General features: G+C 69.4%; 23 protein-coding genes. 20 read left to right on the top strand and 3 right to left on the bottom strand.

Annotated elements, in window-relative coordinates:
- Positions 1 to 104 precede the first annotated feature (104 nt).
- The 5 genes from E3O39_RS12325 (at position 105) to E3O39_RS12305 (ending at position 3,948) form a co-directional block, all read left to right on the top strand.
- On the top strand, positions 105 to 1,268 hold the full coding sequence (locus tag E3O39_RS12325; RefSeq protein WP_134448529.1) for a Re/Si-specific NAD(P)(+) transhydrogenase subunit alpha: 1,164 nt from the start codon (positions 105 to 107) through the stop codon (positions 1,266 to 1,268).
- Complete coding sequence (locus tag E3O39_RS12320) at positions 1,268 to 1,579, top strand: NAD(P) transhydrogenase subunit alpha (protein WP_134448527.1); 312 nt, start codon at positions 1,268 to 1,270, stop codon at positions 1,577 to 1,579. The genes E3O39_RS12325 and E3O39_RS12320 overlap by 1 nt, the downstream gene beginning before the upstream one ends.
- The gene (locus tag E3O39_RS12315) at positions 1,576 to 2,949 is read left to right on the top strand and encodes an NAD(P)(+) transhydrogenase (Re/Si-specific) subunit beta (RefSeq protein ID WP_134448525.1); all 1,374 of its coding nucleotides are present in this window, start codon (positions 1,576 to 1,578) and stop codon (positions 2,947 to 2,949) included. Before E3O39_RS12320 ends, E3O39_RS12315 begins: the two co-directional genes overlap by 4 nt.
- Before the next feature lie 115 nt (positions 2,950 to 3,064).
- The gene (locus tag E3O39_RS12310) at positions 3,065 to 3,691 is read left to right on the top strand and encodes a DUF308 domain-containing protein (protein ID WP_134448523.1); all 627 of its coding nucleotides are present in this window, start codon (positions 3,065 to 3,067) and stop codon (positions 3,689 to 3,691) included.
- Complete coding sequence (locus E3O39_RS12305; protein ID WP_134448521.1) at positions 3,688 to 3,948, top strand: hypothetical protein; 261 nt, start codon at positions 3,688 to 3,690, stop codon at positions 3,946 to 3,948. The genes E3O39_RS12310 and E3O39_RS12305 overlap by 4 nt, the downstream gene beginning before the upstream one ends.
- 5 nt (positions 3,949 to 3,953) lie before the next feature.
- Here E3O39_RS12305 and purB read toward each other — a convergent pair whose 3' ends face one another.
- Together purB and E3O39_RS12295 are read right to left on the bottom strand one after the other, a co-directional pair.
- A complete protein-coding gene (gene purB / locus E3O39_RS12300; RefSeq protein ID WP_134448519.1) occupies positions 3,954 to 5,336 on the bottom strand; it encodes an adenylosuccinate lyase in 1,383 nt (460 codons plus the stop codon).
- Positions 5,333 to 5,860, bottom strand: coding sequence for a low molecular weight protein-tyrosine-phosphatase (locus E3O39_RS12295; RefSeq protein WP_134448652.1), 528 nt, complete (start codon positions 5,858 to 5,860; stop codon positions 5,333 to 5,335). The genes purB and E3O39_RS12295 overlap by 4 nt, the downstream gene beginning before the upstream one ends.
- Before the next feature lie 151 nt (positions 5,861 to 6,011).
- Between E3O39_RS12295 and E3O39_RS12290 the strand changes: the two genes are divergently transcribed.
- Together E3O39_RS12290 and E3O39_RS12285 are read left to right on the top strand one after the other, a co-directional pair.
- Positions 6,012 to 6,377: a hypothetical protein gene (locus E3O39_RS12290; protein ID WP_134448517.1), complete on the top strand. Its 366-nt coding sequence runs from the start codon at positions 6,012 to 6,014 to the stop codon at positions 6,375 to 6,377.
- Positions 6,374 to 7,870: a hypothetical protein gene (locus E3O39_RS12285; protein WP_134448514.1), complete on the top strand. Its 1,497-nt coding sequence runs from the start codon at positions 6,374 to 6,376 to the stop codon at positions 7,868 to 7,870. Before E3O39_RS12290 ends, E3O39_RS12285 begins: the two co-directional genes overlap by 4 nt.
- 48 nt (positions 7,871 to 7,918) lie before the next feature.
- Here E3O39_RS12285 and E3O39_RS12280 read toward each other — a convergent pair whose 3' ends face one another.
- Positions 7,919 to 8,311 (bottom strand): phage holin family protein, encoded by a 393-nt coding sequence (locus E3O39_RS12280; protein WP_134448512.1) that lies wholly within the window; start codon positions 8,309 to 8,311, stop codon positions 7,919 to 7,921.
- A gap of 115 nt (positions 8,312 to 8,426) precedes the next feature.
- Here E3O39_RS12280 and E3O39_RS12275 point away from each other — a divergent pair, with 115 nt between their 5' ends.
- The 13 genes from E3O39_RS12275 to rpsN all read left to right on the top strand — a co-directional run bounded on the left by E3O39_RS12275 (position 8,427) and on the right by rpsN (position 18,986).
- Complete coding sequence (locus E3O39_RS12275) at positions 8,427 to 9,530, top strand: histidinol-phosphate transaminase (protein WP_241975189.1); 1,104 nt, start codon at positions 8,427 to 8,429, stop codon at positions 9,528 to 9,530.
- Between the two features lie 4 nt (positions 9,531 to 9,534).
- Positions 9,535 to 10,662 carry a pyruvate dehydrogenase (acetyl-transferring) E1 component subunit alpha gene (gene pdhA, locus E3O39_RS12270; protein WP_134448510.1) on the top strand — a complete coding sequence of 376 codons (1,128 nt, stop codon included), beginning with the start codon at positions 9,535 to 9,537 and terminating at the stop codon, positions 10,660 to 10,662.
- A 98-nt stretch (positions 10,663 to 10,760) separates the two neighbouring features.
- Complete coding sequence (locus E3O39_RS12265) at positions 10,761 to 11,720, top strand: alpha-ketoacid dehydrogenase subunit beta (RefSeq protein ID WP_134448648.1); 960 nt, start codon at positions 10,761 to 10,763, stop codon at positions 11,718 to 11,720.
- Between the two features lie 45 nt (positions 11,721 to 11,765).
- On the top strand, positions 11,766 to 13,175 hold the full coding sequence (locus E3O39_RS12260) for a dihydrolipoamide acetyltransferase family protein (RefSeq protein ID WP_134448508.1): 1,410 nt from the start codon (positions 11,766 to 11,768) through the stop codon (positions 13,173 to 13,175).
- Between the two features lie 105 nt (positions 13,176 to 13,280).
- Positions 13,281 to 14,039, top strand: a complete 759-nt coding sequence (locus E3O39_RS12255) for a VIT family protein (RefSeq protein ID WP_134448506.1) — start codon at positions 13,281 to 13,283, stop codon at positions 14,037 to 14,039.
- A gap of 76 nt (positions 14,040 to 14,115) precedes the next feature.
- Positions 14,116 to 15,144 (top strand): metal ABC transporter substrate-binding protein, encoded by a 1,029-nt coding sequence (locus E3O39_RS12250; RefSeq protein ID WP_198413434.1) that lies wholly within the window; start codon positions 14,116 to 14,118, stop codon positions 15,142 to 15,144.
- A gap of 4 nt (positions 15,145 to 15,148) precedes the next feature.
- Positions 15,149 to 15,940 carry a metal ABC transporter ATP-binding protein gene (locus tag E3O39_RS12245; RefSeq protein ID WP_134448502.1) on the top strand — a complete coding sequence of 264 codons (792 nt, stop codon included), beginning with the start codon at positions 15,149 to 15,151 and terminating at the stop codon, positions 15,938 to 15,940.
- On the top strand, positions 15,941 to 16,822 hold the full coding sequence (locus tag E3O39_RS12240; RefSeq protein ID WP_134448500.1) for a metal ABC transporter permease: 882 nt from the start codon (positions 15,941 to 15,943) through the stop codon (positions 16,820 to 16,822). It abuts the gene before it with no gap.
- Positions 16,822 to 17,694: a metal ABC transporter permease gene (locus E3O39_RS12235; protein ID WP_134448498.1), complete on the top strand. Its 873-nt coding sequence runs from the start codon at positions 16,822 to 16,824 to the stop codon at positions 17,692 to 17,694. The genes E3O39_RS12240 and E3O39_RS12235 overlap by 1 nt, the downstream gene beginning before the upstream one ends.
- On the top strand, positions 17,691 to 18,098 hold the full coding sequence (locus tag E3O39_RS12230) for a Fur family transcriptional regulator (protein ID WP_134448496.1): 408 nt from the start codon (positions 17,691 to 17,693) through the stop codon (positions 18,096 to 18,098). The genes E3O39_RS12235 and E3O39_RS12230 overlap by 4 nt, the downstream gene beginning before the upstream one ends.
- Positions 18,099 to 18,273: 175 nt before the next feature.
- Entirely contained in the window at positions 18,274 to 18,510 is a 237-nt protein-coding gene (gene rpmB / locus E3O39_RS12225; RefSeq protein WP_134448494.1) for a 50S ribosomal protein L28, read from the top strand.
- Entirely contained in the window at positions 18,510 to 18,677 is a 168-nt protein-coding gene (gene rpmG / locus E3O39_RS12220) for a 50S ribosomal protein L33 (protein ID WP_134448492.1), read from the top strand. Before rpmB ends, rpmG begins: the two co-directional genes overlap by 1 nt.
- A gap of 3 nt (positions 18,678 to 18,680) precedes the next feature.
- A complete protein-coding gene (rpsN, locus tag E3O39_RS12215; protein WP_134448490.1) occupies positions 18,681 to 18,986 on the top strand; it encodes a 30S ribosomal protein S14 in 306 nt (101 codons plus the stop codon).
- Position 18,987 lies beyond the last annotated feature (1 nt).

Below are 18,987 nucleotides of genomic sequence, written 5' to 3'. Positions count from 1 at the left end.
GACCCCCTCTTCCCCGGTACGCTAGCGGGAGGGCGGTAAAACCGCGCAAGCTTTCGGGTTGTCCGGATTTGCTCGTGGCTGGCCGCCGCGAAGGAGATACCCGCGTGAAGGTTGGCATTGGGCGAGAGCGCATCGAGGGAGAGCGGCGTGTCGCCGCGACACCGGAGACTGTGCAGCAACTACGGGGCCTCGGTGTCGATGTCCTGATCGAGGCCGGCGCCGGCATCGCTGCAGGATTCTCCGATCGCTCATACACGGATGCCGGTGCCACCGTCGTCCCCGAGCTCGCGCTCGATGACCTCGACGTCTACTGCCACGTGCGACCGCTCACCCCCTCGCTCGCCGCCAGGCTCCACTCCGGCCTCGTCACGGTCGGACTCGCGGCCCCCGCAAACGAACTCCCGACCGTCACGGCCCTGGCCGCGGCCGGCGTCACCGCCTTCGCCCTCGAACTCGTGCCGCGCATCAGCCGCGCCCAGTCGATGGACGCCCTGACCTCGCAGGCCCTCGTCGCCGGCTACCGGGTCGTCCTCGAGGCGGCCATCCGCTTCCCGCGGTTCTTCCCGATGTACATGACTGCCGCGGGCACCATCCCGCCCGCGCGCGTCCTCGTCCTCGGCGCCGGCGTCGCGGGCTTGCAGGCGATCGCGACGGCCAAGCGCCTCGGCGCGCGCGTCTCCGCGTACGACGTGCGCCCGGCATCCGCCAACGAGGTCACCTCGATGGGCGGAACCTTCGTGACGCTCGACCTGGATGCCGTCGAGGGCGCGGGCGGGTACGCCCGCGAGCTCAGCGAAGACCGCGCCGTCCGCCAGCGCGAGCTCCTCGCCCCCCATGTCGCCGCGGCGGATATCCTCATCACCACGGCCGCGATCCCCGGCCGCCCTGCACCCCTGCTCGTGACGCACGACATGGTCACCGGCATGCGGCCCGGCTCCGTCATCGTCGACCTCGCCGCCGAAACCGGCGGAAACGTCGAAGGCGTCGTCGCCGGCGTCGACACCCTCGTTCCGGTCGCGAGCGGGGACGGAACCGTCACCCTCGTCGGGATGAAGGACGCGGCATCCACGATGCCCGCTGACGCCTCACGCCTGTACGCCAAGAACGTCGCGAACCTGCTCGCTCTCATGACGAGCGAGGGCACGGTCGCCCCCGATTTCACCGACGAGGTCATCGCCGGCGCATGCCTCACCCACTCGGGCGAAGTGACGCACGAACCGACCAAGGCCGCCCTCGCGGCCCAGGCCGCGCTGCAAGGAGAAGACTGATGGATCCGATCACCCTGTTGACCGTGGTGGTGCTGGCGGTGTTCGTCGGCTTTGAAGTGGTCTCGAAGGTCTCGAGCACCCTGCACACCCCGCTGATGAGCGGCGCGAACGCCATTCACGGCATCATCCTGATCGGCGCGATCACCGTCGCCGGCCAGACGACCACTATCTGGCTGCTGGTCGTGGCCCTGCTCGCCGTGCTCCTCGCGACAGCGAACCTCGTCGGCGGCTTCGTCGTCACCGACCGGATGCTCAAAATGTTCGCCCCCCGCAAACCGGCCGGCACCGACGCGAAGGACACCGCCAAATGAGCCTGCTCAGCCCCGAATGGACCGGGCTCCTCTACCTGGTCTCCGCCGTCTGCTTCATCCTCGCCCTCCGCGGGCTGTCCTCGCCCAAGACCGCACGGCGCGGCAACCTGATCGGCGCCGCCGGAGCGCTCCTCGCCGTCATCACCGTGTTCTTCTCGGTCCGGATGGACAACATCCCCGCCATCATCGTGGCCATCGCCGTCGGCTCGGCCATCGCCGCCCCGATCTCCCGCCGCGTGCAGATGACGCAGATGCCCCAGCTCGTCGCCCTCTTCAACGGCGTCGGCGGCGGCGCAGCCGCCCTGGTGGCCATGCTCGAACTCGGTGAAAGCGCCAATGGCTGGACCAGGGTCGCCGTCGTCTTCACGATGCTCGTCGGCGCGGTGTCCTTCGCCGGCTCCGCCGTCACTGTCGGCAAGCTCCAGGGCCTGATCAGCTCCCGCCCGCTCGTGTTCCCCGGGCTGGCCTGGGTCATGGGCGGCATCGTCCTCCTGGCGCTCGTCACCGGCGGCTTCGTCGTCGGCACCGGTGCCGCCGGCTGGGCGGTCGTGCTGCTCGTTCTCGGCCTCGTCGTCGGCGCCCTGCTCGTGCTGCCGGTCGGCGGCGCGGACGTGCCCATCGTCATCTCCCTGCTGAACGCATTCACCGGGCTCGCCGTCGCGGCCTCCGGCATCGTGATCGGCAACCTCCTGCTCGTCGTCGCCGGCACCCTCGTCGGTGCAAGCGGCACGATCCTCACCCGCGCGATGGCCGCCGCAATGGGCCGCGGAGTCAGCGGCATCATGTTCGGCGCCTTCAAGGGCGGCTCGACCGCGGGCTCGACCACGCAGAGCGACCGTCCTGTCCGGTCCTCCAGCCCCGAAGACGTCGCTGTGCTGCTCAACTACGCCCAGCGGGTCGTCATCGTTCCCGGCTACGGCCTTGCCGTCGCCCAGGGCCAGCACACGATCGCCGAACTCGCAACGACCCTGCAGGCCAGGGGCGTCGAGGTCGTCTTCGCGATCCACCCGGTCGCCGGGCGGATGCCGGGGCACATGAACGTGCTCCTCGCCGAGGCGAACGTTCCGTACGAGTCGCTCAAGGAAATGGCCGAGGTCAACCCCGAGTTCAAGAACACCGACGTCGCCCTCGTCGTCGGCGCGAACGACGTGGTCAACCCCGCGGCCAAGACTTCGCCCGGCTCGCCGATCTACGGGATGCCGATTCTCGACGTCGGCGACGCCCGCCAGGTCGTCTTCCTCAAGCGCTCGATGCGCCCCGGCTTCGCGGGCATCGAGAACGAGTTGCTCTACGACCCGAAGACGACGCTTTTGTTCGGCGACGCCAAGGATTCCCTCACCAAGATCCTCGGCGCGGTCAACGCGCTCTAGGCTCTGTCACCGAGCGGATGCTCCGAGCCGGCCCGCGTAGACTTGGCCAGTCTCGCTACCCGACAACGAGCATCCGCTACCGGCAGGAAGCCGCAGGCAGGAAAGGGGTCTTCGCATGGCCGACGCACCCGACAACGCCCGCACGGACCACCGCACCGCGGGGTATTGGACAGTGCCCCTCGTGCGCGCTGCGATCGCCGTCGTCCCGGCCATCCTCATCACCTTCACCGCGAACCACTCCCCGGACTTCGGGCTCGTGGTGTTCGGCGCCTTCGCCTTCGTGAGTGGCGTCGCCGTCGCCGTGCTGAGCCGCCGCACTCTCGCAGACTCCCGTGAACGCAGCGCCTTCCTCGTGCAGGGCGTCGCCGGTGTCGTAGCCGGGGCGCTCGCGCTCGGCTTCCACGGCGGGGGGCTCGGCTTCTTCCTCTACCTCGTCACGGTCTGGGGCATCGTGACCGGCTTCCTGGAACTGTCGAGCGGCATCCGTGCCCGGCGCAGGGACCCTGCAGACCGTGACTGGCTCGTGATGGGCGCGGCGACCGTGCTGTTCGCGATCGTTGTGCTGGTGCTGCCGCCGAACGTCGTCGTCTCCGTCGGCCTGCTCGGCGCCTATCTCGTGATGCTCGCGGTCTACCTCGGCATCGCAGCGTTCTCACTCAAGTGGGCCGTGGCGGCCGGCGCCGCCCAGGTCCCCCTCGACTCGATTCACCCCGCAGCACCCAACGATTCGGACACTCAGTGACCCAGAACACGCCGCGCAAGCCCAGCCGCTCCGAAGTACTGAAGCCGCTCGAACTGGTCGGCCTCGCCGGCGTGATGGCCCTCTTCCTCGGGCTCGTCGTGCTGATGAGCACGAGGGAGCCGCTGCTCGCCCTGGTCGGGTTCGGCATCGCGTTCATCGTCGTGCTCGTCGTGATCGCGATGCTCGTGCTCAACATCAAGCCCAACGACGCCGAAAAGACCGACATCGACGAGCAGGACAAGGGCCAGCAGCCCTAAGCCGGTCAGCCGAGGTAGTCGACGAGACTGTCGGCGAGGCCGACGTATGCCGCGGGAGTCAACGCGAGCAGGCGGGCCCGGGCGTCCTCCCCGATCTCGAGCCCGGAGACGAAGGCGACGAGGTCGGCCTGGTTGATCCGCTTGCCACGGGTGAGCTCCTTGAGCAGCGCGTACGGGTCTGCGATCGTCGACCGGCCGGCCGAGACCTCCGCCCGGATCACGGTCTGGATGGCCTCGCCGAGGATCTCCCAGTTGACGTCGAGATCGTGAGCGAGCAGGGCCCTGTCGATGTCGATCTCGCCGAGCCCGCGCACGATGTTGTCGAGGGCGAGCAGGGAGTGGCCGAAGCCGACGCCGATGTTGCGCTGGGTCGTCGAATCGGTCAGGTCCCGCTGCATGCGCGAGGTGACCAGGGTCGCGGCGAGCGAGTCGAGGATCGCCGAGGACAGTTCGAGGTTCGCCTCGGCGTTCTCGAAGCGGATCGGGTTGATCTTGTGCGGCATCGTCGATGAGCCGGTCGCGCCGGCCTGAGGGATCTGCCGGAAGTAGCCGAGGGAGATGTAGGTCCACACGTCCGTTGCGAGGTTGTGCAGCACCCGGTTGACGTGGGACACCTTCGAGTACAGCTCGGCCTGCCAGTCGTGCGATTCGATCTGGGTCGTGAGCGGGTTCCAGGTCAGCCCGAGGCCCTCGACGAAGGCGCGGGACACGGCCGGCCAGTCGATCGTGGGATCCGCGGCGACGTGCGCCGCGAATGTTCCGGTCGCACCGCTGAACTTGCCGAGATAGTCGTTGGCCTCGACCTGCGCGGCCAGGCGCTCGAGCCGGTACACGAAGACCGAGATCTCCTTGCCGACGGTCGTCGGCGTTGCCGGCTGGCCGTGGGTGCGGGCGAGCATCGCATCCGCCCGGTATTCGAGGGCGCGCAGCCGGAGCAGTCCGATGGTCGCGCGGAGCTTGGGCAGCCAGACCTCGCGCACGGCGGAGCTCACGGTGAGGGCGTACGCGAGGTTGTTGATGTCCTCGCTCGTCGCGGCGAAGTGGGTGAGCTCGCTGATCCGGTCGAGGCCGAGCGTGGTCAGGCGGCGGCGCACGAGATACTCGACCGCCTTGACGTCGTGGCGGGTGGTGGCCTCGAGAACGGCGAGTTCGTCGATCTCGGCCTGGCCGAAGCCGGTGACGAGGGCGCGCAGCGAGGCCTTGTGTCCGGCGTCGAGCGGAGTGGAACCGAACAGGCTGCGATCGGTGAGGGTGATCAGCCACTCGACCTCGACGTGCACCCGCGCGCGGTTGAGTCCGGCCTCCGACAGGTACTCCCCGAGTTCGGTGACGGCGGCCCGGTAGCGGCCGTCTAGCGGGCTGAGGACCTGGGGGGGTAGTGGACTCATCGGACTCCCTGTCGAATTGCGGGCTCTAGTTGCGCGAAGAGCGCGAAGTTTGCCTTCTCAATCATGCCCAATACCGAGTCAAACAACGCATCGTCGGAATAGTACGGGTCCGGCACGTCGTGCAGGGACGCCTGTTCCTGGTCGAAGCTGAGCAGCAGGCGCACCTTGCTCCTGTCCCGGTCGCTCACCGCCCAGTTGCGCAGGATGCGCTCCTGGGTGCGGTCGAGCACGACGACGAGGTCGTAATCGCTGAACCAGACCGGGTCGAACTGGCGGGCGCGATGGTGGCTGCCGTCGTACCCCTGCCGTTTGAGGGCGGCGACCGTGCGGACATCCGCCTGCTCGCCGACGTGCCAGTCGCCGGTGCCCGCAGAGCTCGTGAAGATCAGCCGGCCGAGCCCGGACCGGGTGACCAGGTCGCGCAGGGTGATCTCCGCCATCGGCGAGCGGCAGATGTTGCCGGTGCAGACGAAGATGATCCGAAAGGGCGTCGCCTCGTCGGGGCGGATCGCCGAGAAGGTCATGGCTCCATTGTCCGTCACTTTCGCCTCCTCCACACCTGCTCGGGGGACTTCGCTTTCCCCGGGTTCCCGTCGGCGGGCGCTCCGGAGGGTAGTGGCGCACAGGATCGGTCTGTCGGGGCCCGCCGGGTCGGCCTCGCGGAAGGGCAGGCCGATGCAGTGGTGGCAGTATCCGCCGGAAACCGACCGGTTGACCGAACTGCGGCACCAGCGGATGCTGCTGCGCACCCTGGCCGACGACATCGCCCTCGCGGCGCGCCGGCTTCTCCCCGCCGGCGCCCCGGCAGAGTGGCGCTCCGAGGCGCAGCGCGCCTACCTCGACCGCCGCTGGGAACTCGCCGCGCTCCTGGCCAGGGCGGAGCGGAGCATCGAGGAGACCCTCACGGCGGTGCTCGCGCGGATCGACAGTGTGAAGGCTCAACTCGCGGCCGAGGAGGTGACGGCAGCGGCCGCTGCGACGACGTTGGTGCCGCAGGCACCGGGCGGAGCCCGGGCGACCCCCGGAGGCTGGTCGGAGTGAGGGGGCCGGGGTCCGGCGAGGGACTACTGATCTCCGGCGGTGGTGGAACCCTCGTCGCGACGGACGCCGTTCTCGCCGAGGCGGCCGTGCTCCGGGCGCTCCAGACGGAATCCGAGTCCTGGCGCGCCCGGCTCGCCCGGATCCGGGCGCTCGAGTCCTCGCCGACCCCGGCCGTGCGCTGGACGGACGCCGACCCGGGCCTCGGCATCCTGCGGACCGACACCGTGCTCGCCGACATCAGTGAGCGGAGCAGGGCGCTCGCCGACGCGCTCCTGACGGCCGCGGAAGGATACGGGCGCGTCGAACGGGTGGTCGAGCGGGCGAGCGGCGTCGCGGGAGCGTGGCTCGGCTACCTCGTGGGGCGTGCAGCCCCGCTGATGATCCTCGGTGCGCTGCCGAACCTCGCGGCCTTCGTCCTCGGCGGCCTCGTGAGCCGGGCGCTCTTCGGCGACTCTGTGGCCGGAGGGAGCCTGGCGGAGGTCGCGGCCTGGTTCCAGGCGAACCCGGGAGTGTTGAGCGACCCGGCCGTCGTCGCCGCGGTGCGCGTGCTCGTGTCCTCCGCCGACGACGCGGCCGTCGGCGCGCTCGGGTTGCCGTTTCCCGCAGCACTCGAACTGGGCGACGAGGGACTCGGCCTGCTCGGAGTCTCCTCCGTCGCCGGGGCGGCGCTGCTCCTGGTCCGTCCGTTCGGCCTGCTCGTGGAGACGCCGGTGAGCGTGCACCGGGTGACCGAGACCGGGAGCCCGGTGCATCCGGCCGTCCTCGCGGCCCTGCCCCCTGACGGTTTCGGGGAGCTCGCGCGGCGGATCCCCGACGCGAGGGCCGACGGTCCGCAGATCCGGATCGAGCGCTACGCCGGCAACGCTGGCTCCCCGCCGTCCTGGATCGTCTATGTCGGCGGCACCGCGGAGTGGGACCCGACCGGCACAGGGCAGCCGTTCGACCTGACCAGCGATGTCGCCGGCGCTGCGGCGGGCGACGCGGGTTCGGGCCCAGGCAACCTCGGCCCCTCCGGTTCGTATCGCGCCGTCGTCGAGGCGATGCACGCCGCCGGTGTCCAGCCGCAGGACCCGGTGCTCCCGGTCGGGCACTCCCTCGGCGGTCAGATCGCGGTCCAGCTCGCGGAGTCCGGAGAATTCAACACCGTCGGTGTCGCCTCCTTCGGCGGCCCGACGGCAGCGCTCTCCATTCCGGCCGGGGTGGAGGCCGTCACCGTCGAGCACACCGACGACATCGTTCCGGCGTTCGGCGGCATGCCGCCAGGGGTCGACGACCGGGTCCTCGTGCGCAGCAGGGCGTTCGCCGCCGGTGAGGCGCCGGCAGGGCAGGCATTGCCTGCGCATTCCCTCACGAGCTACCAGGCCACCGCCCGCCTGATGGACGGGTCGGCGGAGCCGAACCTGCTGCGCTTCCGGGACACCCTGGCCGGGGTCGGCGCAACCGGACCGGCCGAGGTCACCCGGTGGCGCGGCATCCGCGTGACCGGGCCGTGAACCCGGGCGGGCCGTGAACCCGGGCCGTGAACCAGGTGCGGGGGCGGGTTACTGGCGGCCGGTGGCGGGACGCGCGAGCACGCCGAGCAGCCAGCTGATGATGCCGAGAACGAGTGCCCCGAGCACCCCGGTCCAGAAGCCGTCGACATGCAAGCCGAAGCCGAGGCCGTCGGAGATCAGGGCCACGAGCATGAGGAGCAGGCCGTTGACGATGAGCGCGAGGAGGCCGAGGGTCAGAACGTAGAGCGGGAAGGCGATGACACGCACAAAACCGCCGATCACGCCGTTGACGAGACCGAAGATGAGGGCAATGAGGAGATACGTCACGACGATGGCGCCGGTGTCCGGCGCATAGGGTTCGACACTCACTCCCGAGACGAGGAGGGTGGTGAGCCACAGGGCGACGGCATTGAGGATGAGCTTGATCAGGAATCTGGCCATGCGACCACTATGGCACCTGACCGGGCGCTGCGCTTGGGTGGCGCGGCCTGCGGCACGCCCGGTCTCCGCGCGGCTCATGCGGTCGCGCGAATACGCCCCGGCGTAGAATCGCCGAGTGAGCCCCACAGACCAGTCAGCGGTGCGACTGCGCCCCGAAATCATCGCCCTCCCGGCCTACAGGCAGGGAAAGGCGGCAGCCGCGAGTGCCTTCAAGCTCTCGAGCAACGAGAACCCGTTCGGGCCACTGCCCGGTGTGATCGCTGCCGTCGGCGCCGAGACGACGTACAACCGCTATCCGGATGCCTCCGCGTCCGAACTGCGGGAACGCCTCGCCGCACGCTACGGGCTTTCGCCGGACGAGGTGCACGTGGGCAGCGGTTCCGTCGCCCTGCTCTCCCAGCTCATCCTCGCCGCGGCGGGCCCAGGGGACGAAGTCGTCTATTCCTGGCGCTCCTTCGAGGCGTACCCGAGCCTCGTCACCGTCGCAGGCGCGACGAGCGTGCAGGTGCCCAACCGGCCGGATCACGGCCACGACCTCACCGCCATGGCCGCCGCGATCACCGACCGCACCCGCGTGCTCATCGTCTGCAGCCCGAACAACCCGACCGGCACGATCGTGCGCGCTGCGGAGTTCGAGGCCTTCATGGCGGTCGTCCCCTCGACGCTGCTCGTCATCCTCGACGAGGCGTACGCCGAGTTCGTGACCGACCCCGACGCCGTCAGGGGCATCTCCCTGCTGGGCCGCTACCCGAACCTCGTCGTGCTCCGCACCTTCTCCAAGGCATACGGCCTCGCCGGGCTCCGGGTCGGCTACGGCCTCGGGCCGGTTGCGATCCTCGACGCTGCCCGTGCGACGGCGATTCCACTGTCGGTCACGGGGGTCGCCAGTGCTGCCGCGATCGCATCGCTCGATGTCGATGACGAACTCATGGAACGGGTGCGCACCATCGGCACCCGTCGTGACACGATCTGGCGCGCGCTCACCGAGCAGGGCTGGAACACTCCCGCACCCCAGGGCAACTTCATCTGGTTGCCGACGGGCGCGGAAACCGGTGTCGCCGCCGAGGCGCTCGGTGCGGCCGGACTCGTGGTGCGGCCCTTCCCCGAGGGGATCCGGATCTCAATTGGCGAGGAAGAATCTGTGGAAGAACTACTGCGAACCTGCGCGGAACTTGTACAAAATCTACCAATAGGGCATTCGGCCCGGCGGCTAGGTTAGTACGATGGCAGCGCGCGAGAACGACTCACCCCTGGTTCAGGTGCTCTCGACGAGCGGGCTCGTCGAGCCGAGCGAGGCGGCGGCGGAGTTCATGCCCTACCTCGACCGCCTGACCGAAGACGACCTCCGCAGGTTCTACCGTGACATGGTCGTCGTCCGTCGTTTCGACAAGGAGGCGGCGAACCTGCAACGGCAGGGCCAGCTCGCCCTGTGGGTGCCGAGCCACGGCCAGGAGGCCGCCCAGGTCGGCAGCGCGTATGCCACCCGCCCCCAGGACCACGTCTTCCCCTCCTACCGTGAGCACGTCGTCGGCATGATCCGCGGGCTCGACCTCGTCGACATCCTGCGGATGCTGCGCGGCGTCACCCTCGGTGGCTGGACCCCCGAGGATCACGGCAACTTCCATCTCTACACTCTCGTGCTCGCCTCGCAGACCCTGCACGCGACCGGATACGCGATGGGCATGCAGCTCGACGGCACGACCGCGACCGGCAACCCCGAAACCGACGAGGCGGTCATCGTCTACTACGGCGACGGAGCCTCCTCCCAGGGTGACGCGAACGAGGCCCTCGTCTTCGCGGCGAGTTACCAGACCCCGCAGGTCTTCTTCCTGCAGAACAACCACTGGGCGATCTCGGTGCCGGTCACCCGGCAGTCGCGCACCCCGCTCTACCTCCGCGCCGGCGGCTTCGGCATGCCTGGCACCCAGGTCGACGGCAATGACGTGCTCGCGAGCTACGCCGTCACCGCCAAGCACCTCGACGACGCGCGCGCGGGCAAGGGCCCCGCCCTGATCGAGGCGATGACCTACCGGGTCGGTGCGCACACCACCGCAGACGACCCCACCAAGTACCGTGACCCGGAGGAACTCGCCGCCTGGGTCGCGAAAGACCCGATCGTCCGGTTCCGCGCCTACCTGCAGGGCCTCGGCGTCGAGCAGGACTTCCTCGACGCCGTCGACGAGGAGGCCGAGGACCACGCAGCGGATGTCCGCCGCCGCGCCCTCGAGATCCGCTCGCCCGAGCGTTCCGTCATCTTCGACAACGTCTACGCCGAACCCCACCCGCTGATCCAGGAACAGAAGGCCTGGCTCGACCGATACGAAGCATCCTTCGAAGGAGGCGACGCGTGAGCGACACGATCGTGACCGAGACCCCGGTCCGGGAGCCGGCCGCTTCTGCAGTGCCCGCGGCAGCATCCGCCGTTCCAGCCACCTCGGCGAACCTCCCGATGGCCAAGGCCCTGAACGCCGGCCTCCGGCAGGCGATGCTCGACAATCCGAAGGTCCTGATGATGGGCGAGGACATCGGACCGCTCGGCGGCGTGTTCCGCGTCACCGAGGGCCTGCACGCCGAATTCGGCGACAAGCGCGTGCTCGACACCCCGCTCGCAGAGTCCGGCATCGTCGGCACCGCGATCGGCCTCGCCCTCCGCGGCTACCGTCCCGTCTGCGAGATCCAGTTCGACGGCTTCGTCTTCCCCGGCTTCGACCAGATCACCAGCCAGCTCTCCCGGATGCGCAACCGGCACGAGGGCCAGGTCACGATGCCCGTCGTGATCCGGATTCCCTACGGCGGACACATCGGCTCGATCGAGCACCACCAGGAGAGCCCGGAGGCGTACTTCGCGCACACCCCGGGCCTGCGCGTCGTGAGCCCCTCGAACCCGCACGACGCCTACTGGATGATGCAGGAGGCGATCGCCTCCGACGACCCGATCATCTTCTTCGAGCCGAAGAGCCGCTACTGGCCCAAGGGCGAGGTCCGTTTCGGCGCGAGCGGGATTCCCCTGCACGCGAGCCGGGTCGTCCGTGCCGGCTCCGACGTCACCCTCGTCGGCCATGGCGCCATGGTCACTGTCCTGCTGCAGGCCGCCGAACTCGCCGCGGTCGAGGGCATCAGCATCGAGGTCATCGACCTGCGCTCGATCTCCCCGATCGACTACGGCCCCATCCTCACCTCCGTGGAGAAGACCGGCCACCTGGTCGTCGCCCAGGAAGCATACGGCTTCGTGAGCGTCGGCTCGGAAATCGCGGCGACCGTCACGGAGCGCTCGTTCTACCACCTCGAGGCTCCCGTGCTGCGGGTTTCCGGCTTCGACACCCCCTTCCCGCCCGCGGCCGTCGAGACCCACTTCCTGCCGTCCCCCGACCGGGTCCTCGAAGCGGTCGATCGTTCCCTCGCCTACTGACATGCACCGCCCCGCACCTCGCATGACCCACAGCAAGGAATCCAGATGAGCGTCCTGAACTTCACCCTTCCCGATGTCGGTGAGGGCCTCACCGAGGCTGAAATCGTCGAGTGGCGGGTCGCCCCCGGCGACACCGTGTCGATCAACCAGGTGCTCGTCGAGATCGAGACGGCCAAGTCGCTCGTCGAACTGCCGTCTCCGTTCGTCGGCGTCGTCGGCGCCATCCTCGTGGAGGTCGGAACGACCGTGGACGTCGGAACGGTGATCATCACCATCGTCCCCGCCGAGGAGCCCGCAGCCGTCAGTCCGGCTCCGGCCGCTGCTCCCGCTGCCGTGACGGCGGATGCCGGAGCAGGACAGGTCCCCGCCGCACACGTCACCGAGCTGGCCGGCGCAGCCCTCGACACCGGGTCGACCATCACCGCTGAGGAGCCGAAGGTGCTCGTCGGTCGGGGAGCCGCTCCGAGCGTGCCGACCCGTCGCCGTCGGGGATCCGACGGTGCCGCGCCGCACGCCTCGATCGCTCCTCCCGCGATCGAAACGCCCCGGCCGGCCGCCGCAGCCCAGGCGCGGGCGCCGCGCGCGGCATCCGCCGGTCCCGTCATCGCCAAGCCCCCGATTCGCAAGCTCGCGAAGGACCTCGGCGTCGATCTCGCCCTCGTCGAGGCGACCGGCCCCGTCGGCGACGTCACCCGCGAGGACGTGCTGCGCGGGGCGACCCAGGCGAGCGTGTTCCGCAACATCCAGACGCCCGAGTGGCCGAGCGACCGTGAGGAGCACATCCCGGTCAAGGGCGTGCGCAAGGCGATCGCGCAGGCCATGGTCGGCAGCGCGTTCACCGCGCCGCACGTCAGCCTGTTCGTCGACGTCGACGCCACGCGCACGATGGAGTTCGTCAAGCGCCTCAAGGCCTCGACCGACTTCGCCGGGGTGCGGGTCTCGCCGATGCTGATCATGGCCAAGGCGATGATCTGGGCCGTGCGCCGCAACCCCACCGTGAACTCGGTCTTCACCGATCAGGAAATCATCATCAAGCACTACGTGAACCTCGGCATCGCCGCGGCCACCCCGCGCGGGCTGATCGTGCCGAACGTCAAGGAAGCCCAGGACATGAGCCTCCTCGAGCTCGCTCGCGCCCTCGAGACGCTCACCCTCACGGCGCGCGACGGCAAGACGACGCCGGCAGACCAGGCCGGGGGCACGATCACGATCACGAACATCGGCGTCTTCGGCATGGACACCGGCACCCCGATCCTCAACTCCGGCGAAGCCGGGATCGTCGCCCTCGGCACGATCAAGCCCAAGCCCTGGGTCGTCGACGGCGAGGTGCGCGTGCGCCAGGTCACGACCATCGGCGCGAGCTTCGACCACCGGGTCGTCGACGGAGACGTGGCGAGCCGCTTCCTGGCGGATGTCGCGAGCATCATCGAGGAACCGGCCCTCCTCCTCGAATAGCGGGTTCAGACTTTGGGAAGGCTTACCTCACCAGCTCTTTAACGCGCTGGTGAGGTAAGGCTTTCCACGCTGGCGGACGTGGATTCCCTGTGGTCTGATGTTCCAATGACCTCCATCGCCCCCGCCAGAATCGCCCCCGTCGCTCCTGCGGTCGAAGCCGCAGCCGACGACCGGAAGCGCACCGAGAGCCACGCCGGCCGCCTGAACTGGCTTCGCGCCGGGGTGCTCGGCGCCAACGACGGTATCGTCTCCGTCGCAGCCCTCGTCGTCGGCGTCGCCGGCGCGAGCGGCTCGACCGCAGTCATTGCCGCGGCCGGCACAGCCGGTCTCGTCGGCGGGGCGATCTCGATGGCCCTCGGTGAATACGTCTCCGTCAGCAGCCAGAGCGACAGCCAGCGCACCCTGATCGCGCGCGAGAAGCACGAACTGAGCATCGACCCGGAGGGCGAGCTCGAGGAACTCGCGAAACTCTACGAAAAGCAGGGCCTCGCGCCCGCGACCGCCCGCCAGGTCGCCACGGAATTCACCGCGATCGACCCTGTGCGCGCCCACCTGCTGGCCGAGCACAGCATCACGGAAGACGACGTCGTCAGCGCCTGGCATGCCGCCTGGGTCTCCGCCGCGGCGTTCACCCTCGGCGCGCTGCTCCCGTTCCTGGCGATCCTGCTCCTGCCCGCGAGTGTGCGCATCCCGATCACCTTCGGCGCCGTGCTCGTCGCCCTCGCCGCCCTCGGCGCGACCGGCGCCCACCTCGGCGGCAGCCCCAAGCTGCGGGCGATCATCCGCGTCGTGCTCGGCGGCGCCGCCGCGCTCGTGGTCACCTTCCTGATCGGGTCCCTGCTCGGCACCTCCGGCGTCGTCTAGCCCGCCAGCCACCAAGCGGTGGCGAGCCCACCTAATGGTTTTGACAATCATTATCAATAGGGATAGCGTCGCTTACGTGACCCCCTCGAAAATCCTCGTACCCGCGCTCCTGGCCGCGGCCGCGCTCACCCTCAGCGGATGCTCGCCCACGACGCCCGGTTCGGCCGGAGGCTCCGGAGGAGCATCGGGCGACCTCCGGGTCGTCGCGACAACCACCCAGGTCGCCGACCTTGCCCGCAACGTGATCGGGGATGCCCCGGGCGTCACGCTGACCCAGCTCATCCAGCCGAACCAGAGCGCGCACAGCTACGACCCGTCCGCGGCCGACCTGACCGCCCTCGGCCGCGCCGATGTGCTCGTCATCAACGGCGTCGGCCTCGAGGAATGGCTCACCGACGCGATCGACGCCTCCGGCTTCCATGGCGTCACGATCGACTCCGATGCGGGCATCACGATCGCAGAGAGCGGCGCCGGAAACGACGAGGCCCCCCACACGGCGGATGCCGCACACGACCACGCGGGCGGCAACCCGCACATCTGGACCGACGTCGCGAACGCGGAAGCCATGACCCGCACCATCGCCGCCGGTCTCGCGGCCGCGAGTGCCGCCGACGCCGACCGGGCAGCTGCCTTCACGGCCAACGCCGCCGGCTACGGAAGCACGCTCGCCGCGCTCGACGGCTGGATCCGCGCGAACATCGACCCGGTCCCCGGCGCGGAGCGGCTTCTCGTCAGCAACCACGACGCCTTCGGTTATTTCACGGCCGCATACGGCATCACCTACGTCGGCAGCGTGATCCCGAGCTTCGACGACAACGCCGAACCGAGCGCAACCGAAATCGACCAACTCGTCACGAAGATCAAGGCCACCGGCGTCAAGGCCGTGTTCTCCGAGGCCTCGATCAGCCCCAAGGCCGCCGACACGATCGCCCGGCAGGCCGGCGTCACCGTGTACTCCGGCGACGACGCCCTGTATGGCGATTCCCTCGGCCCGGCCGGCAGCGACGGTGCCACCTACGTCGCCTCTCAGCTGCACAATGTGCGCCTGATCCTCGAGTCCTGGGGCAGAGTCCCCACCGCCGTACCGGCAGACCTGCGAGAGTGAACACGTGAACGAGAACGATTCTCAACCGCGGACCGCCGCGCCGCTCGCCCTCCACGTGGCCGGGGCATCCTTCGCATACGCCCAGACGCCCGCGCTCGAAGACGTCGCCTTCGACCTGCGCGCGGGTGAGGCCGTCGCCCTGATCGGGCCGAACGGTTCGGGAAAGTCGACCCTACTCAAGGGAGTGCTCGGCCTGATCCATCGCACAGCAGGCACGGTCGAAGTGCTCGGTGAATCCCCGGCCCCCGCAGGCGCGGTCGGGTACGTGCCCCAGGCCGACGAGCTCGACCCGGAATTCCCGGTCACCCTCGAACAGGTGGTCATGATGGGGCGATACCGTTCCCTCGGCTGGCTGCGCCTGCCCGGCAAACGCGACCGCGCGCACGTCGCAGCGGCCCTCGAGGCCGTCGGCCTCTCCGAACGCGCCAGGACCCGGTTCGGCGAACTCTCCGGGGGCCAGCAGCAGCGCGGCCTCCTCGCCCGCGCCCTCGCATCCGGGCCCCGCCTGCTCCTGCTCGACGAACCGTTCAACGGCCTCGACCAGGAGAACCGCAACGCGCTCGTGGACACCGTGAAGCGACTCAAGGCCGACGGTGTTGCCGTGCTCATCTCGACGCACGACCTCGAACTCGCCCGCGACGTCTGCGAATCGGTCCTGCTGCTGAACGGCGGCCAGGTCGCCTTCGGCCCACTCGACGAGGTGCTCAGCCTTGAGAACGTCCAGCGCACCTTCCGGTCCGTCGGGGTCGAACTCGACGAGCACACCGTCGTCGTGCCCAGCCACACGGGGCACTGAGTGGATGCCTGGGGCGCGCTTCTCGACGCCTTCTCCCTGCCGTTCATGTCCCGCGCCCTCGTGGTGCTCCTCGTGCTGAGCCTCGTCGCGGGCATCGTCGGCGTGCTGGTCAACCTGCGCGGGCTCGAATTCATCAGCGACGGGCTCACCCACGCGGTGTTTCCCGGCATCGCGATCGGGTTCGTCTGGGGCGGCCGTGAGGGCCTCTTCGCGGGGGCGATCGTCGCGGCAGTGCTCACTGCGATCGTGTTGGCGGTGCTGATGCGCAAGGCTGTGCCGGTCGACGCCGCGATCGCGATCGTGTTCACGGCCATGTTCAGCATCGGCGTGATCGTCGTGTCCCGGCAGACCAACTACGTCGGCCAGCTCGAACAGCTCCTGTTCGGGCGGCTGCTCACGATCAGCGTGGTCGAGGTCGTCCAGACGATCGTGATCTGCGCGATCGCCCTCCTCCTCGTGGGAGTCACACTCAAGGAGCAACTCTTCCGCGCCTTCGACCGCACCGGGTTCTCCGCCGTCGGCTACCGGCCCTTCGTGCTCGACCTCGTGCTCAACGTGGCGATCGCGCTCGTCGTCGTCGCCGCGTCGAGCGCCGTCGGAACCCTGCTCGTGCTCGCGGTGCTGATCGTTCCCGGCGCGGTCGCACGGCTCGTGACCGTGCGCCTGTGGCTGCTGTTCCCGGTCGCGGCGGTGTTCGCCGCCGTCGCGGCGTGGCTCGGCCTCTCCCTCGGCTATGTGGCATCCGTGGGGGCCGGCATCAACCTGCCGAGCGGCGCGACCGTCGTGCTCGTACTCGTCGCCGGGTACGCCCTCGCCCTCGTCGGCCGACTCCTGCTCGACCGGCTGCGCGCGCCGCAGCCTCGGCCCGCGGCGGTGCTCTGATGGATTACTTCAGCACCGCCCTCATCGCCGCGACCGTGATCGGCGCACTCTGCGGCCTCGTCGGCTCCCTTGTCGTGCTGCGCCGGCGCACCTTCTTCGCCCAGGCCCTCACCCACGCCACCTTCCCCGGCGCGGTCGCCGCGGCCATGCTCGGGCTGAGCATTCCGCTCGGGGCTTTCGTCGCGAGCATCGCCATCGTCGGAATCATGACCGTGATCGGCCGGGTGCGCCGCCAGGGCAGCCAGGTGGCCTCTGGCATCGTCCTCACGGCGGGCTTCGCGCTCGGGGTGCTCCTGCAGGCGCTCAACCCGTCGCTGCCCGTTCACGTCGATTCGTTCCTCGTCGGATCCATCCTGACCACGACCGGTTCCGACATCGGCCTCGCCGGCGGCGTCCTCGTGGTCGCCGTTCTGGTGATCGTCTTCTTCGGCAAGGAACTGCTGTTCTCGACCTTCGATGCGAGTGGATACCGCGCGGCCGGATACCGGGAATGGCCGATGGAACTCCTGACCCTGGGCCTCATCACCGCGACCGTCGTGACCGCGATGCCCGCGGTCGGCGCGATCCTCGCGATCGCCCTGATCGCAGCCCCCGCGGCCGCCGCACGCCTGCTCGCCCGCACCACGGGGCAGATCCTCGTCGCGGCACCCGTCCTCGGGGCGACGGCCGGGATCAGCGGGGTACTGCTCTCGCGCGCCCTCGACGTCGCCGCCGGGCCCGCGATCGCGCTCACCGCAGCAGCGTTCTTCCTCCTGGCTCTCGCCGTGCGTCAGATCCGCTCCCGGGCCGGCAGTTCCCGGACCGCCGCCCTGCCCACCCGGCCGGCTTCCGGTCGTGCCGCCGCCCGGGCGAGCCTAGGGTGGGAGTCATGAAGCGCAACACCTGGCAGCGCGAGGCCGTGCGCACCGCCCTCAGCGACACGGTCGGATTCGTGAGCGTGCAGGGCCTGCACACCCGCCTGCACGCCACCGGATCCCCGATCGGACTCGCGACGGTCTACCGCGCCCTCGCCGACCTCGCGGGCGAAGGCGAGGCCGACTGCCTGCAGTCGCCCGACGGCGAAAGCCTCTACCGGGCCTGCAGCACGACAGACCACCACCACCACCTGATCTGCCGGCACTGCGGCCTCACCGTCGAAATCGAAGCGGATGCCGTCGAAACCTGGGCGAAGAACGTCGCCGCCGAGCACGGCTTCACCCAGGCCGCCCACGTCGTCGACGTGTTCGGCCTGTGCGCGGCGTGCACCGCGGCATCCGCCGCCGCCGCCATCGCCTGAGCGGAGTTGCGCGGACACCCGTCGACCCGTAGAGTTGGCGGTTGCTGCGCATATCTTTGCGTGCACTGCCGGAATACATCGGCTTCGCTTTCTGAACCAGTGAAGTGGAACTGCTGTGCCCGGCCGACAAGAGATCTTGGGAAGGGCATTCGCCCTTCGGTATTGGAGGAGAACCATGGCAGCAACCTGCCAGGTGACCGGAGCCGTTCCCGGCTTTGGACACAACGTTTCGCACTCGCACCGACGCACCAAGCGTCGTTTCGACCCGAACGTACAGACCAAAAAGTACTACGTGCCTTCGTTGCGCCGTAACGTCACCCTGACCCTCTCGGTCAAGGGAATCAAGGTTATCGATGCTCGTGGCATTGAGTCGGTCGTCAAGGACCTGCTCGCCCGTGGGGAGAAAATCTAATGGCCAAGCAGCATGACGTCCGCCCGATCATCAAGCTCCGCTCGACGGCCGGCACCGGTTACACGTATGTGACCCGCAAGAACCGTCGTAACGACCCCGACCGTCTCGTGCTCAAGAAGTACGACCCCGTAGTGCGCGAGCACGTTGACTTCCGAGAGGAGCGCTAACACATGGCCAAGAAGAGCAAGATCGCCCGTAACGAACAGCGCAAGATCGTTGTTGCCCGTTACGCCGTCAAGCGCCTGGAGCTGAAGAAGGCCCTCGTCGACGAGTCCGGTACGGACGAGTCGCGCGAGGCAGCCCGCCTCGGCCTCCAGAAGCTTCCCCGCAACGCTTCGCCGGTGCGCGTGCGCAACCGCGACGCCGTCGACGGTCGCCCCCGTGGCCACCTCTCCAAGTTCGGCATCTCGCGCGTGCGTTTCCGCGACATGGCGCACCGCGGCGAGCTGCCCGGCATCACCAAGTCCAGCTGGTAAC

Origin of the sequence: Cryobacterium sp. MDB2-A-1 (assembly GCF_004402675.1) — a bacterium.
Taxonomy (GTDB): domain Bacteria; phylum Actinomycetota; class Actinomycetes; order Actinomycetales; family Microbacteriaceae; genus Cryobacterium; species Cryobacterium glucosi.
The sequence above is the reverse complement of the archived record's forward strand: the minus strand, read 5'-3'. Positions and strand labels throughout refer to the sequence as shown.

Bases quoted from the DNA above. Each gene is read 5' to 3' on its own strand.
- E3O39_RS12320 (WP_134448527.1), top strand. From the start codon at position 1,268: ATGGATCCGATCACCCTGTTGACCGTGGTGGTGCTGGCGGTGTTCGTC.
- E3O39_RS12315 (WP_134448525.1), top strand. From the start codon at position 1,576: ATGAGCCTGCTCAGCCCCGAATGGACCGGGCTCCTCTACCTGGTCTCC.
- E3O39_RS12310 (WP_134448523.1), top strand. From the start codon at position 3,065: ATGGCCGACGCACCCGACAACGCCCGCACGGACCACCGCACCGCGGGG.
- purB (WP_134448519.1), bottom strand. From the start codon at position 5,336: ATGAGTCCACTACCCCCCCAGGTCCTCAGCCCGCTAGACGGCCGCTAC.
- E3O39_RS12295 (WP_134448652.1), bottom strand. From the start codon at position 5,860: ATGACCTTCTCGGCGATCCGCCCCGACGAGGCGACGCCCTTTCGGATC.
- E3O39_RS12290 (WP_134448517.1), top strand. From the start codon at position 6,012: ATGCAGTGGTGGCAGTATCCGCCGGAAACCGACCGGTTGACCGAACTG.
- E3O39_RS12280 (WP_134448512.1), bottom strand. From the start codon at position 8,311: ATGGCCAGATTCCTGATCAAGCTCATCCTCAATGCCGTCGCCCTGTGG.
- pdhA (WP_134448510.1), top strand. From the start codon at position 9,535: ATGGCAGCGCGCGAGAACGACTCACCCCTGGTTCAGGTGCTCTCGACG.
- E3O39_RS12265 (WP_134448648.1), top strand. From the start codon at position 10,761: ATGGCCAAGGCCCTGAACGCCGGCCTCCGGCAGGCGATGCTCGACAAT.
- E3O39_RS12260 (WP_134448508.1), top strand. From the start codon at position 11,766: ATGAGCGTCCTGAACTTCACCCTTCCCGATGTCGGTGAGGGCCTCACC.
- E3O39_RS12255 (WP_134448506.1), top strand. From the start codon at position 13,281: ATGACCTCCATCGCCCCCGCCAGAATCGCCCCCGTCGCTCCTGCGGTC.
- E3O39_RS12235 (WP_134448498.1), top strand. From the start codon at position 16,822: ATGGATTACTTCAGCACCGCCCTCATCGCCGCGACCGTGATCGGCGCA.
- E3O39_RS12230 (WP_134448496.1), top strand. From the start codon at position 17,691: ATGAAGCGCAACACCTGGCAGCGCGAGGCCGTGCGCACCGCCCTCAGC.
- rpmB (WP_134448494.1), top strand. From the start codon at position 18,274: ATGGCAGCAACCTGCCAGGTGACCGGAGCCGTTCCCGGCTTTGGACAC.
- rpmG (WP_134448492.1), top strand. From the start codon at position 18,510: ATGGCCAAGCAGCATGACGTCCGCCCGATCATCAAGCTCCGCTCGACG.
- rpsN (WP_134448490.1), top strand. From the start codon at position 18,681: ATGGCCAAGAAGAGCAAGATCGCCCGTAACGAACAGCGCAAGATCGTT.